The organism is Streptomyces sp. NPDC127177, from assembly GCF_042672475.1.
In the GTDB taxonomy this organism is placed as follows: domain Bacteria; phylum Actinomycetota; class Actinomycetes; order Streptomycetales; family Streptomycetaceae; genus Streptomyces.
The window spans coordinates 18772-31941 of sequence record NZ_JBHXUW010000048.1; the positions used below are offsets into that span (position 1 = coordinate 18772).

Genomic DNA, 13170 nt, shown 5'->3' on the forward strand with positions numbered 1-13170 from the left:
GGTCGCCGGAAGCCGAAGCGCGAGCAGCGCCTCACCGCAGCCGCTTCGGGTGGCCGCTGACGAGGGGGGACGAGGGCGTCCCCGTCCCCCCTCGCGACAGCACCGCGCGCCCAACGGGATGCGGCGCGTGGACGTGTCTTCGTCACTCGACATAGTGGAAGGGCACGGCCACCCGCCGCGCCCTTCCGCTATGTCGAGAGGACGTCCTGCGTGAGGCAGAGCGGCATCGAATCCTCCCACTGACTGTCCGTCAGCATCTTGTTGTCGGAGCCGTTCGCCTTCATGCTGAAGATCTGGCCGTAGGGCTGGAAGGTGTCGTCGTAGAGCGCCGCTTCTTCGCGGAAGCCGTGCATGCCGCTGTTGTACAGAATGCGGCCGTCGTAGTTCCAGACCGCGTGGCCGTCGTTCGCGCCACTGGTGGTGAGCACCTTCAGGCCGGTTCCGTCCGGCTTGATGGTGCATACATCGAAGTTGGTGGGGCCCGTCTTGCGGGTGAAGAGGATGAGCTTGCCGTCCCAGGACCAGTCGGGCAGGTTGTCCGACTCCGTGGTCAGGACGGTCGTCGTCCCGGTCTTGAGGTCCAGGATGCGCAGCCCCTTCTCCTCACCCCACACGCGGTAGACGATCTTGTTGCCGTCCTGCGAATAGCTCGGGAAGCCGGCGTTGGTCGAGCCGTCAGTGAGCACCTGGTGCGAGGATCCGTCGCTGGGCACCCGCACCAGTACCGCCGTGCTTGTCGCGCGTGACTGGAACCAGCCGCCCAGACCGAACGCGATCCATTTGCCGTCGTGTGACCAGGTGGGCCGGAACGCGCCGCCCAGGCCGTGCTCGACGAGGACGGGATCGAGACCCGAAGTGGCGGTGTCGAAGACGACCTTCTGGTCCGACCCGTCCGGGCGCATGGTGACGATCGAGGAGTTGCCGAGCTGCTTGCTGGTGATCGCGAGGCGCCCGTCCTTGGACAGCGCGGGGAACACGTCACAGAAGCGGTAGTCCCAGTCCGGGTCCCAGCTGTGGAGCGGGGCGTCGAGGGTGCGTGTCGTGTGGTCGAGCTTCTCGTAGATCACCGATGTGCCGTCCGGCGACCAGACGGGAGAGCGCAGTGCCCGCTTGACCGACGGCTGCGAACCCCCGGCGTAGGCCAGCCCCTCGTCGTCCCCGCCCTTGACGAGATAGCCGATCTCGGTCGCGCCCACGTACTGCGGAGCGACCTTGAGGCCGGGGCCGGTGGTGTGCTCGACACGAGCACCGGTGACCACGTCGACCGAGACGATCTGGGACTCCACGGTCCCGATGGCCTCCGGCCGGTGCGCACCCCAGGTTCCCTCGACGGTGATCTCGTAGAAGACGATCCGAGACCCGTCGGGCGACCACTTCGGTGAACCCAGGCAGTATCCGTCCCGGGTCGCGACCTGGCGGAATCCGGTGCCGTCGGGTCGGATGACGTAGACGCTCAGCTCCTGCGTGTGCTCCCAGCCGGTGCCGTTGTCGTGGCCGCGCCACGCGGTGTTGCGGTCGCTGGAGAACGCGATCCACTGGCCGTCGGGCGACCAGGACGGGCGGAAGTGGCCGTCGGGACTGGCGGGATCGCCGGCGAGGGCCGCCGTCCCGGTCAGGTTGGTCCGCTTGTTCGTGCTCAGGTCGAGCAGCCAGATGTGTGTCCTGTGGTCCCCGCTCGTGGACACGTAGGCGACCTTCCTGCCGTCCGGCGACGGCACGGCCCAGTCGTTCATGGCCGAACTCACCACCAGTGGCTGGACGTCCGATCCGTCGGCCTTGGCCCGGTAGAGGCAGGAGTTCCCGTCACCGGTGCGCTCGGATGTGAAGAACACCGACGCACCGTCGGCGGAGAAGGCGGCGTGGTGATCGAATGCCGCGCTCCGCAGCAGCGGGCGCTCGTTCGAACCGTCGGCGTTCGCGATGCACAGGGTTGACCCGGACGGACCGATCCGGTTCATCAGCATCACGCCCTTCTTGCCGGATGAGGCTGCCGCCACAGCGAAGGGTTTGGGAAGGAGTGCGACTCCGGCGACGGCCGCACCGGTCGCGAGGAACGCTCGACGCTTCATGTCGGATGACATCGCTGTCCGGGTCCTTTCGTTGTCGGGGGACGCGCGACCGCACGGAAGGATCTCCGCGCACGAGGTGTTCGCCGGCTCTGTGGGATGGCCATGTCAGCTGCGACTCAGCTTGGGTCCCAGGTGCCGCTCGGTTCGTGGGTCACATGCGCCCGCCGCATGGATTGTCGAACAAGTTGGGCGTGAACGTAACACCGAGGAAAAATCATCACAAGACATCCTGCAAAAACATGGCACTTGGAGCCCCAACTCGCAAAGGTGGGCCACCGATTGTCCAACAACCAAGGCCTGTCGCGCCTGGCCGACTTCTCCGACGCGGAGAAGGTCACGCTCGACGCCGCCGTGATGCGACTGGAGCGACCGGTCTCTCCTGACGGCGGGCGGCGGGGGCTCCGGGACATCACGGATGCCGCCGGGTCCGATGGGGCCCGGCGGCATCCGTGACGTGCCCGGAGGCGGGTCGATCCCCTCAGCGGCGCGCCGTGCGGACGCTGATGCAGTCGGGAGTGGGGATGTCGACGGACGTCCCGGTGTCCGTGAGCTGACCGGATCGGGGGTCCACCCGGAAGAGGTTGACCGTTCCGCTCGCTTCGTTCGCGACGAACAGCCACCGTCCCCCGGGGTGCAGGGAGAAACTCCAGGGTGTTTCACCTCCGCACGGCAGGCGCTGGGCCTCGGTGAGCAGACCGGTCCGCGGATCGGCGGAGAAGACGACCAGGGCGTTGTCGCCGCGGTTGGACGTGTAGACGTGGCGGCCATCGCCGCTGACCGCCAGTTCGGCTGCGCTGGTGGTGCCCGAGTGGCCCGGGGCGTTCGTCGTCAGGAGCTGGCGAGGAGACAGGGCGCCGGTGCGGGCGTCCCACCGCAGGACCTCGATGTCCGCCGTCAGTTCGTTCAGCAGGTACACCGTCCACCCGTTGGGGTGAAAGGCCAGGCGCCGCGGGCCCGACCCCGGTGCCGTCGCGTATGCGCTGTCGCCGGGGGACAGCCGGCGTGTGGTCCGTTCGTAGCCCCGGACGAACACCCGGTCCGCACCGAAGTCCGCGACCAGGGCGAACCTGCGGCTCGGGTCGATGACCACGTGGTGCGTGTGGGGGGCGGCCTGGCGGGGGTTGGGCCCCGAGCCGGTGTCCTGCACGCTGGAGGCCACGGCGCCCAGCCGGCCGTCCGGATGGATGGGCACAGTCGCTGCGGAGCCGCTGGCGAAGTCGGCGACCAGGAGGGTGTCCGAGTCCGCGTTGAGCCCGATGTACGAGAGCCCACCGCTGCCGCCCGGGATCGCCTGCGTCTGGATCTCGCCGGTCTTCCGCAGAGCTCCCGAGACGTCGTCGATACGGAAGGTGCGGATGAATCCGCCCGGCTCGCCGCCCGCCGCGTAGAGAACCGGCCGGGTCGGGTGTACCGCTACCCAGTTCGAGCTGACGTCCGCCACGGCCCCGAGAGGGCTCATGGTCCCGCGGACGGCGTCGAATCGTACGGCGTGCACCTCGTTCCGGCCCCAGGTGCCGATGTAGAGCAGATCCTGACCGCGGTGCCTCTCCGGTGGGGCGGCGGCCGACGTGCCGGCGAGGAGTGGCACGGCGGTCGCGGTCGACGCCGCGACGGCCGCTGCCAGGACGGTCCTGCGGGAGGGCCGTCGCCGGGGCGATGACTCCTCGCCCGGCGTGGGACCGGCTGAGACGTGCGGAGCTTCGTTCATCGGGGAACTGCCCTTTCACGTGTCGGTGAGGGTACGGTTCAGCGCTTGGTCCGGGGCCGGCGGCGGGCCGCGAGGCCGAGGCGCTTGAGCGCGTAGGTGTCGAGTCCGGTGAGTACCCCGTTGAGCGACAGGGTCAGCACGACGAGGACGATGAGGCCGGCGAATTCGGAGGCCGCGTCGAGGTTCTGGGCGGCTGTGAACAGTTCATGTCCGACACCTTCGGACGAGGCGATGAACTCTCCCCCGATGACGCCGAGGATGGCCAGCGGCCCACCGGTCTTGAGAGCGGCGAAGAACGGCGCTGCGAGCGTCGGGATCGTCACATAGCCCAGGACATGGTGCCTGCGCCCGCCCATCACCTGGACGACCTCGACGAGTTCACGTTCGCGCATCCGTAGGCCGAGATAGATGTTGTAGAAGACCACGAAGGCGACACCGGTCATGGCGATGGTGATCTTCGACCAGGGGCCGATGCCGAAGAACAGCAGGAACAGTGGGGCGAGTGCGATCTTCGGGATGCCGTTGACCGCCGCGACGAGCGGTTCGAGAACGCGTCCCAGGAGCGGGAAGGAGCCCAGTACGAGGCCCATGACCGTCCCCGCGGCGACGCCGAGACCGAAACCGGCCAGCACCTCCACGGTGGTCACCCTGATGTCGTTCCACCCGGCGGCGGATCCGAGCATGTTCGTGAGCGCGTCGTACACCTCGGTGGGCTTGCTGACCGCGTACTCGGGTACGACAGGACCGCTCATCAACTGCCACAGGACGAGGGCGGCCACGATCACGAGGATGCGCAGCGCGATGACGGAGCCCGTGCTCTGCCAGCCGGCGCCTGCCTTCCTGACGGGCCGGGCCGGCGTCTCGGACTCGGACTCGGACTCGGTCACGGCTTTGTCGGTGACGGTTGCCATGGTCTTCTCCCTTCCGGTTGGGTTCGGCCGTGTCACGGCAGGTACGTGTTGGTCCAGTTGTCGGCCGACACGCTCGCGTCCGGCACCGCGCCTATGCCGTCCTTCACGAAGGCGACGGTCGTCTTCCATCCCGCGGCATCCATCTGCGCGGTCTTGGGCCAATCCACCTCCGACACGGCCGCGCTCAGCACGTCGTCGGGCATGCCCGGCAGGCTCTCGCGCGCCGCCGCCGTGACGGCCTTGTCGTTGGAGGCATGGGTGTCGAGGTAGGTGGTCGCCTGCTGCACGGCGGTGGCGAATCCCTTGACCAGGGCGGAATTGCTCTTCGCGTAGTCCTTCTTCACGACCACGACCTGGCCGTATCCGGCCTTGGCCGCGCCCCACTCGGGAACCTTCTCGGGGTTGGCCACCACAATGCCGTCGCCCTCGTGCTGGACCTGGAGCGGGATCGGCTCCGAGGTGATGAACCAGTCGACCTCGTTCTTGGTGAGTGCGGCCTTGTCTGCGGCCGGGCTCGGTAGCGAGACCCACTTCAGCTCGGCCGGGTCGACACCGTGCGCCTTGAGGAAGATTCCTGCTTCGGCCTTGGTGTTCGCGGAGCTGGCGCCGGCCGTCGAGTCGGCCAGCGCCTTGGCCACCTCTGCCGCCGGGCTGTCCGCGGTCAGGCTGTGCTTCTTGGCGAACGCCGTGCTGACGACGATTCCGAGCGGGTTCCCTCCGCCGTTCGTCGCGACGGCCAGCTCAGGCAGGCCCTTGCTGAGGCCGGCCAGGAAACTGGTCGGGCTGGAGTTGAGGAACTGCACCGAATTCGACTGGAGGGCCGAGGTGCCGGTGGAGGCGGTCAGCGTCACGTACTTGATCTTGATGTTCTGCTTGTCGAAGTAACCGGCCTCGTCGGCCAACCGGATGGACAGGTCGAAGACGTTGCCGCTCACGCCGACCGAGACGGTCGTCTTGCCGTCCGAGCCGACCGACGACGAGCCGTCGTTGCCGCAGGCGGTCAGGAGCGCTGCGCCGGAGATCACGGAGACAGCCAGTGCGAGGGACGAGCGGTTCGTGCGGTGGTTCATGGGAACTCCTTTGTTCACCAGGCTTGCTGAGTGGCGAAGAACCGAATCCAGAACTCGGTGCGGACTGGATCGGAGACGGGGATCGTGCGGAAGCGCGCGCCGATCTCCATGACGGTGGTGGAGTCCGGTGAGAAGGCCGGCCAATGGGGCAGGCCGCTTCCGTTGGGGTCTCCCGTGGCGACGAAGTTGGTCCAGTAGCCGGCCAGTGTTCGGGCGATCTCGTGGTCTTCCGCGGTCCACGCACCGGTGCCGCCGGTGGGGTTGTGGAAGACGTAGTCGATCTCCGAACCGTGACCGGCCCGCCTCGGTCCGGAATCCGGAGCCGGTGTGCGGTGGGTCCAGAAGTAGGAGCGCACCGTGCCGGTGGCGTGGAGCGTCCAGTCCGAGCCCCACAGGGCGGTCGAGATGCGGGAGTTGTCGCGTGCCGCGAGGCTGCTCGCCCTTGCCGCCTCGTCATCCGTGCCGGCCGGGTACAGCCGCAGGAACTCCTCGGCGAAGGGCCCGAACTTCCGCCGGGCAGAGGTGACGTGTTGTTCAAGGGTCACGTTGACCGGCGGCGAGCCGGGCCTGGCCTTCTGGCGCCCGGCACGCACGGCGGCGACCAGGGTCTCCGGGATGGCGCCGCTCTCGTCGAGGTTGTTCCCGGTGAGATAGTCGACGTCGTTCTGCAGGCCCTTGAAGTACGTCTCGTCGTAGCCGGCGGGAAGTGCCCACCCCTCCACGACGGGACGGAACAGAGGCGGCCCCGCCGGACCACCGGTGTCGACGGCCGTGTCGAGCGGGTGGTGCCCGTCGACCAGCTTCCGCCAGTGCAGGTTCCGCAGGTCGCGGACGGTGTGCGCGCCGTGTGCCCTTGCGTATCGGTCCCCGGCGCTCTCCGCTTCGGGCTGCGGCCGGTAGGAGGTGGACATGTAGCGGAGTTCGGGATCGCGTGCGTAGCGGGCGTGGCTCTGTGCGATCGCACGATGGAACAGACCCCTGGCGAGCGGGGACATGGCCAGGAAGTTGACCATGCCCGCTCCCGCGGACTGGCCGGCGATGGTGACGCGGCCGGGGTCGCCGCCGAAGTGCGCGATGTTGTCGCGTACCCAGCGCAGGGCGGCGACGCAGTCGAGCAGCCCGTAGTTACCGGAGGCGTCGTGTCCGGACTCCTCGCTCAGTTCCGGTGTGGCAAGGAATCCGAATGCGCCGAGGCGGTAGTTGAAGGTGAGCACGACGAGGCCGTTGCGCGCGAGGTTCTCGCCGTCATACCGGGGGTGGGCCCCCGTACCCTCGCGGAATCCACCCCCGTAGATCCACACGAGGACGGGGCGCAGCTCGGCGGCGGAGGGCGACCCCGTCCAGATGTTCAGACTGAGGCAGTCCTCGCTCATGGGCACGTCGACACCGGTCGCGGCCGCGTCGGTCGGCGCCTGCGGGCACATGGGCCCGAACCGGTCGGCGCGTCGGACGCCTTCCCAGCGCGCGGTCGGCCGGGGTGGCCGCCACCGCAGGTCTCCGACCGGCGGGGCGGCATACGGGATGCCTCGGAATACGGTGACGGCGCGGTCCCGGCACGGTATGCCCTCGACCGGCCCCGCTTCGGTGTCAACCGTGTGGCGCATGGGGTGCTTTCCGCCCCCGTGTGCGGTCAGGTGACCGGCGGCATCGGGGACTTGTCCAGCAGCAACGCCCTGCGGGCGGAGCCGACGTGATGGCGCATCGCCGCGACAGCCGCGTCGGGATTGCGCGTGACGATGGCGAGGAGGATGGTCTGGTGCTCCTCCAGCGACCCGGATCGCGGGTGCTGCGCGGAGAGGTTGCGGTACTGGCGCATCACCAGTGGGTAGAGCAGCGTGTCGTAGGCGCGGGCCAGGGTCGCCTGGTGCGCTGCCAGTTTGACCTGCTGGTGGAAGCTGCGATTGCCACGCGAGTAGGCATCCTGATCGCCGCGTGACTGCGACTCCTCCATCTCCTGAAGGGTGTCGCGCAGCCTTGCGACCTCCTCGGCCGTGGCCCGTTCCGCCGCCTTGCCGGCGAGTGCCGACTCCAGGATCTCCCGGGCCTCCAGGATGTCCGCCGCCTCCTCGGCGGAGAAGCTCCTGGTGCGCACCCCACGGTTGACCTCGCCGGTGACGTAGCCCTCCTGCGTCAGCCGCGCCAGTGCGGTGCGCATCGTGCTCCGTGACACGTCGAACATCCGCGTGAGGTCCGCCTCGGTGAGCCGCGTGCCGGGCGCGATACTGCCCGACAGCAACAAGGAGCGCAGCCCCTCGTAGGCATGGCTGTAGCGGGTGCCCGATGCTTTCGCTCCGGATTCGGCACCGATGCTTTCGCTGTCCACCTCGACCGCCCTTGTCTTCCATGGGAATGAGAACTGAGGCCGGAACAGTAGCCGACGGCATGGCAGGTCAGCTTCCGTGCTCGCCGGGGAAGGGGTACAGGCGCCGGGCCGTCCCCGCGAAGATCGCCTGCCGGTCCCGCTCCGGCAGCCCCGCCAGGACCTCCTGCGCGAGGGTGAGGAGTTCCGGCAGCGACTGCTCGGCCGCGGGGCAGTTCGACCCCCAGGCGATCCGCTCCGCTCCGAACGCCTCGACGACCGGTCCGAGGAACTCTCCGGCCTGCTCTCCGGCGTCCCGCAGCCGTTCGAGGTTGCGGTGGGTGAGCTTGAGGTGCAGGCCGGGGTGGACAGCGAGTTCCGCGACTTCGGCCCCGGCGCGGGCGGGCGATGCGGCGATGTCGGGATAGCCGATGTGGTCGAGGAGCACCTTGACGCCCGGGAACCGCTCCAGGAGCTCCACCAGCTGTGCGGTGGCCGGGCCGAGGCGCATCTGGAGGCAGACGGGCAGGTCCAGCTCCCCGGCCTGCTCCCAGAAGGGGAACGTCTCCGGGGCGACGAACCACTCCCCCTGGGTCGGCACGGTGCTGCCGCTGGTGAACAGCCGGACGCCGGCCAGGCCCCCTTCGCCGACCGCGGCCTTGAGGTTCGTGGCGGCGTCCGGGCGCAGCGGGTCGACGGTGCCGACGGCTGTGAAGCGCTCCGGCCACCGTCGGCAGCTGTCGAGGACGTAGGAGTTGTCGTAGCCGTAGTTCGTGGTGGCCTGGACCAGGACGGCCCGGTCGATGCCGGTCCCGTCCATGCGGCTGATCAGCCCCTCGGCTGTCACCGGCCGGGTGGCGGCCCACTGGGACTGTTTGCCCCCGATCGGGGCCTCGGGGTACCTGGCCGGGTCCTCGGAGATGATGTGGCAGTGTGCGTCGACGACGTCCACGTGGTGCTCCCTGTGTCTTCTGTCTTCGGTGTGTTCTGTCCGGACCGGCTCAGGCGTCCGGGTATTCGCCCGCCGCGAACAGTGCGCGCGGGTCGGTGGGGAAGTCCGCGTCGAGCAGGTGCTGGTCCTTCGCGAACCGCACCATCGCGTTCAGGCTCGGCTCGTTGGCCTCGATGCCGTAGGGGACGGGGTCGCCACCGATCGCGCGGCCCTGACGGGCCAGCCGGGGCACGGCCGACCACTGGGGCCGGGCGGCGAGGTGACGGCGCTTGCTCTCGGCGAACGCGGCGTACAGCTTGGCCGGCAGGCCGGGATCGCGCTCCACGAGCTCGGTGCGCACCGAGATCAGCGAGTGCAGCGGGTAGACACCGGTGCGCAGGTAGTGATCCACGGCGAGGGCGCCGGCTTCGGGGAAGAGCGGGTAGGGGCCGTCGTCGCCTGCGGTCTCCGGTTCGGCCGCCGCCGTCCAGCCGGCCTTGGGCGCGCCCGCCCGTCCCGTCCCGGCGTTCCCGGTCAGGGCGGCGTCGATCTCTCCGGCGCGCAGCAGTTCGCCCAGCGAGCGCCCGTCGGTGACCCGTTCGACGTTGGCCGGGACGCGGCCCTCGATGTGGTCGTCGTCGTCCACCACCCAGGTGATCCGGTCGATGTCGACCCCGTACTCGTCGCGCAGGACGCCGCGCACCCACACTCCGGTGCTCACCGAGTAGGCGCGCACCCCGACCCTGCGTCCCTCCAGGTCCTTCGGCACGCGGATGCCGGAGCCGGCGGCGCACTGCACGTCGCCGTGGTGGAAGCGCCTGTTGAGGAACACCGGCACCGCGGTCAGCGCGATCCCCTCCTGGCGTGCCATCAGGTAGGAGACCGGTGCCAACTCGCACACGTCGAACTCCAGGTCCCGGATCATCCGCCGGTAGGCGCCGATGACCGGCTTGACCTCCACCGGCTCGACCAGGAATCCCGCTGTCTCCGTGTCGCCGTCCAGCAGCGGCCGCGCGTGCGGGAACTCTCCGAGAACCACCGTGAGCTTGTCCATAGCCTGTCCTTTGCTGATTCTGATTTCCGGTCCGGCGGTCCGTGGCGCGGATTTCAACCGCCGAGGCGTGACGGCGGGACGCCGAATGCCGCGCAGGACCGTTCGACGAGTTCGTCGTAGTCCACCGCGCGCGGGATCACGTCCTGCTCCAGCGCGTAGGCGGCCGCTTTGGTGAACGCCGCGCGCAGTCCTTCGAAGCCCACGGGGTGCAGGGCGACCGGTCCGCCCTCCTCGTCGGCGGTGAGTACCGACCGCATCGCGTCGTAAGCGGCGAGGACCGCGGCGGAGTGTTCGGCGGCGGCGGCTTCGGACACGCCGACCACGTGGTTGACAGGGATGAACCCCTGGTCCTTCGACCACTGCTCGGCGACCTGGTGGGCGTTGTCCACGGCGGTGCGGATGCGGTCGTCGGCGGGCAGTTCGTTGCCCATGATCCCGAAGTCGACCCGGCCCTCCAGGAAGTCCGCCGGCAGCTTGGTCCCCTGCGGGGCCCGCTGCACCCAGGACGGGTCCTCAGCGCCCCTGACGTGATGACCCTCGTACGTCGTCCAGTCGGCCTTGCGCAGGTCGATGCCGTATTGCTCGGTGAGGAATCCACGCATCCACACGCCGGTGGTCTGGCTCCAGGCGCGGACTCCGACGCTGTGCCCCTCCACGTCGGCGGCCGACAGCTTGCCGAGGGTCACCAACGTCTGGTGCTGGTGGCGTCCCAGGGTGGTGACGGGCAGCAGCAGCACCGGCTTGCCGTAGGCGAGGGCCTGCAGAACGGTCACGATCGCCAGCTCGCACAGATCCACGTCCGACTCGTTCACGAAACCGCGGGAGGCTTTGTGGACCGGCTTGATGTCGACCCGCTCCGCCTCCGAACCCGCTTCGCGGGCCGCCGACAGCGCGGCTGCCGCGAGATCGTCACGGCCGAGCACCAACTTCATTTCTCTCTCCTCGTATGTGCGGGAAGCGGGGTTCTCAGGTCTGTCGGCCGGGGTGCGCCGCACCCGGCCCGTGGTGCCGCTCGTGGTGCCGGCGCAGCAGGTCGACGCCGAAGTCGTTGCCGTTGGGGGTGCGCACGATGGTGTGGATGTGCCGGCGTGAGGGGGAGTCGTTGTCGAAGAGCACGCCGGCCATGTGCTCGAACTCGATGAGGATCACCGGGCTGTGGAAGCGGTAGTAGAAGGTGCCGTCGGGATCCCCGGCCCAGCCGAAGCGGGTGTCCCCCAGGTGGGCAAGCACCTCCTCCATGCGCGCCCGGGCGTGGCGGTCGTCGGCCCGGTTCACGTACAGGCCGATGAGCTGCAGCGCTGTGTCGCGCTGGCCGGCGGACATCTCGCTCAGCCGCAGACCCTGGTAGTTCAGCTCGAAGTTGTCCCGGAAGGCCCCGGCGAACAGTTCGGGCGGCATCGTGTCCGCGATGACGGCCCGCTCCCGGCGCCGGCCGTCGAGCCGGGTGAACAGCTCGTGGCCGAGTGCCTCCTCGCCCCGGAAGGCCACGGTCCCGGCGTACTTCCCGGATCCGGCGACCACCGGCTCGGCGCCCAGGAAGGTGGGGGTGAGGACCATCTGGTCCCCGACGAACACGCAGTTGATGTTGACGTGGTGTCCGTCGAGCTGCCACCCCCACGGGCCGCCGTTCTCGGGCTCGCCGTAGAGGGAGAACCAGTACAGCCACTCGTTGAGGCCGTGCGTGTTGTCGCTCAGCTCGCCGATGGTGAGGTTGAGTCGCATCAGGTCGACCGTCTGTCGGTAACCGTCCGCGCTGAGGCTTGCCCGGATGACCGCCAGGGCCCGCTCTCGCCCTGCTCCGTCGAACTCCTCCAGCAGGAGCCCGTGGCGCAGGAAGTACCGGGCGCCGTTGTTCCAGTGGCGCCAGCTCACGTCGTCCATCGGGAACCGGCCCTCGGCGAGCTGCTCCTCCGTGAGGCCCGCCAGGTAGTCCTCCGCCGCCCCGTACACCTTGCTGACGTCCGCGCCCGTGTCGCGCAGCGGGAACAGTCCCGGCTGGATCCCGTCCGACGTGGCCACGCCCCGGAAGGGCTCGTTGGCCGCCTTCACCCGCCAGGCGACCTTGTCGAGCAGGTCGGGCGTCCAGATCTCCGGCTTGCGTGTGGGCGGATTGCCCCGCTTGCGCAGCCCTACTGGCTCCAGCATCGCTGCTCCTCCTCTCGTTGTTCCTTCACCGGTGCGCCGCCCGGCGGCGCACCGGTGCCGGCTGTCTTCTCACCTGTCGAGGAAGGCCGTCTGCTCCTCGATCGCCGCGACATCGACCTGGTGGCCGATGAGGCCCTGCTCCAGGGCGTAACGTCCGGCGATCTCCAGGCAGGCGTTCAGCGACGCGCTCCACCCGGCCGTGACCGCGCGCCCAGCCGGAGAGCCGTCCCGCTCGCCCGCGGTCTGCGCGATCGCCTTCTTCAGAGCCCGGTAGAAATTGAGCACGGAATCCGGACGGGTACGCAGGACGTCGTCGCGCACCACCAGCAGATGGTTCGCCGGGACCGTCCCGTGCCGCTCCGCCCAGGCCAGTCCGGCGCTCTCGGCGTCCGCCACGAGCGGGACGAGTCCGGCGCCCTGTCCGCCGATGGCCTTCGGGCCGAGCACCGCCGCGCAGACGTCGTGGGAGCGCAGCAGGTCCACGACCCGCCCGGCCCCCGACCGTTCCACGTTCGCCGGGTTGACGTACTGGGCGACGTGGACGTCCTCGGTGGTCACCCAGGTGACATCGCAGGACCTGACCCCGTACTCCTCCCGCAGCCAGCCGCGCACCCACAGTCCGGTGGTCTGGCCGTAGGCGCGCACACCCACACGCCCGCCGACGAGATCGGCAGGGGTGGTACCCGGCCCTTCCGGCAGCCGGGTCAGGGAACGGTGGTGTGTGCTTCCCACCAGCACCGCCGGCAGCAGGGTCACCGGGATGCCGGCGTCCCGTGCCTGGAGGTAGGTGGCCATGGGCATCTCGCAGATGTCGTAGGCCAGTTCGCGGACCATCCGGGCGAAGGCAGGTGGCAGCGGGGAGGACTCCAGGTACCGGCATCCCACCCCCTCCACGGGGATGGTCCCGTCCTTCAGCGGCCGGGTGTGCGGGTAGTCGCCCAGCAGTACGGTGAGCGGTGCGGTGGTGTGTGTCCCGCTCATCC

The 13170-nt window shown here is 69.4% G+C and carries 12 protein-coding genes; 1 reads left to right on the forward strand and 11 read right to left on the reverse strand.

The window, feature by feature from the left end; genetic code table 11:
• Positions 1 to 188 precede the first annotated feature (188 nt).
• Positions 189 to 2081, reverse strand: a complete 1893-nt coding sequence (locus ACFVJX_RS26360) for a hypothetical protein (RefSeq protein WP_384131023.1) — start codon at positions 2079 to 2081, stop codon at positions 189 to 191.
• Positions 2082 to 2348: 267 nt separating this feature from the next.
• Between ACFVJX_RS26360 and ACFVJX_RS26365 the strand changes: the two genes are divergently transcribed.
• Entirely contained in the window at positions 2349 to 2522 is a 174-nt protein-coding gene (locus ACFVJX_RS26365) for a hypothetical protein (protein WP_384131026.1), read from the forward strand.
• 25 nt (positions 2523 to 2547) lie between these two features.
• Here the strand turns inward: ACFVJX_RS26365 and ACFVJX_RS26370 are convergent, their stop codons facing one another.
• The 10 genes from ACFVJX_RS26370 to ACFVJX_RS26415 form a co-directional block, all read right to left on the reverse strand.
• Complete coding sequence (locus ACFVJX_RS26370; RefSeq protein WP_384131029.1) at positions 2548 to 3777, reverse strand: lactonase family protein; 1230 nt, start codon at positions 3775 to 3777, stop codon at positions 2548 to 2550.
• Positions 3778 to 3815: 38 nt separating this feature from the next.
• Positions 3816 to 4688 carry an ABC transporter permease gene (locus ACFVJX_RS26375; protein ID WP_384131031.1) on the reverse strand — a complete coding sequence of 291 codons (873 nt, stop codon included), beginning with the start codon at positions 4686 to 4688 and terminating at the stop codon, positions 3816 to 3818.
• Between the two features lie 32 nt (positions 4689 to 4720).
• Positions 4721 to 5758, reverse strand: coding sequence for an ABC transporter substrate-binding protein (locus ACFVJX_RS26380; RefSeq protein WP_384131034.1), 1038 nt, complete (start codon positions 5756 to 5758; stop codon positions 4721 to 4723).
• 14 nt (positions 5759 to 5772) lie between these two features.
• Positions 5773 to 7362, reverse strand: coding sequence for a carboxylesterase/lipase family protein (locus ACFVJX_RS26385; RefSeq protein WP_384131037.1), 1590 nt, complete (start codon positions 7360 to 7362; stop codon positions 5773 to 5775).
• 26 nt (positions 7363 to 7388) lie between these two features.
• Positions 7389 to 8081 carry a GntR family transcriptional regulator gene (locus ACFVJX_RS26390; RefSeq protein ID WP_384131040.1) on the reverse strand — a complete coding sequence of 231 codons (693 nt, stop codon included), beginning with the start codon at positions 8079 to 8081 and terminating at the stop codon, positions 7389 to 7391.
• Between the two features lie 67 nt (positions 8082 to 8148).
• Complete coding sequence (locus ACFVJX_RS26395; protein WP_384131042.1) at positions 8149 to 9009, reverse strand: amidohydrolase family protein; 861 nt, start codon at positions 9007 to 9009, stop codon at positions 8149 to 8151.
• A gap of 49 nt (positions 9010 to 9058) precedes the next feature.
• Entirely contained in the window at positions 9059 to 10042 is a 984-nt protein-coding gene (locus ACFVJX_RS26400; protein WP_384131045.1) for an ABC transporter substrate-binding protein, read from the reverse strand.
• A gap of 53 nt (positions 10043 to 10095) precedes the next feature.
• Complete coding sequence (locus ACFVJX_RS26405; protein ID WP_384131048.1) at positions 10096 to 10974, reverse strand: hypothetical protein; 879 nt, start codon at positions 10972 to 10974, stop codon at positions 10096 to 10098.
• Positions 10975 to 11008: 34 nt separating this feature from the next.
• On the reverse strand, positions 11009 to 12187 hold the full coding sequence (locus ACFVJX_RS26410; protein ID WP_384131050.1) for a DUF3500 domain-containing protein: 1179 nt from the start codon (positions 12185 to 12187) through the stop codon (positions 11009 to 11011).
• Between the two features lie 69 nt (positions 12188 to 12256).
• A complete protein-coding gene (locus tag ACFVJX_RS26415) occupies positions 12257 to 13168 on the reverse strand; it encodes an ABC transporter substrate-binding protein (RefSeq protein WP_384131053.1) in 912 nt (303 codons plus the stop codon).
• Positions 13169 to 13170: the final 2 nt, after the last annotated feature.

Excerpts from the sequence above, each read along its gene's own strand:
- ACFVJX_RS26405 (WP_384131048.1), bottom strand. The coding sequence starts at position 10,974 with ATGAAGTTGGTGCTCGGCCGTGACGATCTCGCGGCAGCCGCGCTGTCG.
- ACFVJX_RS26370 (WP_384131029.1), bottom strand. The coding sequence starts at position 3,777 with ATGAACGAAGCTCCGCACGTCTCAGCCGGTCCCACGCCGGGCGAGGAG.
- ACFVJX_RS26380 (WP_384131034.1), bottom strand. The coding sequence starts at position 5,758 with ATGAACCACCGCACGAACCGCTCGTCCCTCGCACTGGCTGTCTCCGTG.
- ACFVJX_RS26400 (WP_384131045.1), bottom strand. The coding sequence starts at position 10,042 with ATGGACAAGCTCACGGTGGTTCTCGGAGAGTTCCCGCACGCGCGGCCG.
- ACFVJX_RS26415 (WP_384131053.1), bottom strand. The coding sequence starts at position 13,168 with ATGAGCGGGACACACACCACCGCACCGCTCACCGTACTGCTGGGCGAC.
- ACFVJX_RS26375 (WP_384131031.1), bottom strand. The coding sequence starts at position 4,688 with ATGGCAACCGTCACCGACAAAGCCGTGACCGAGTCCGAGTCCGAGTCC.
- ACFVJX_RS26385 (WP_384131037.1), bottom strand. The coding sequence starts at position 7,362 with ATGCGCCACACGGTTGACACCGAAGCGGGGCCGGTCGAGGGCATACCG.
- ACFVJX_RS26410 (WP_384131050.1), bottom strand. The coding sequence starts at position 12,187 with ATGCTGGAGCCAGTAGGGCTGCGCAAGCGGGGCAATCCGCCCACACGC.
- ACFVJX_RS26360 (WP_384131023.1), bottom strand. The coding sequence starts at position 2,081 with ATGTCATCCGACATGAAGCGTCGAGCGTTCCTCGCGACCGGTGCGGCC.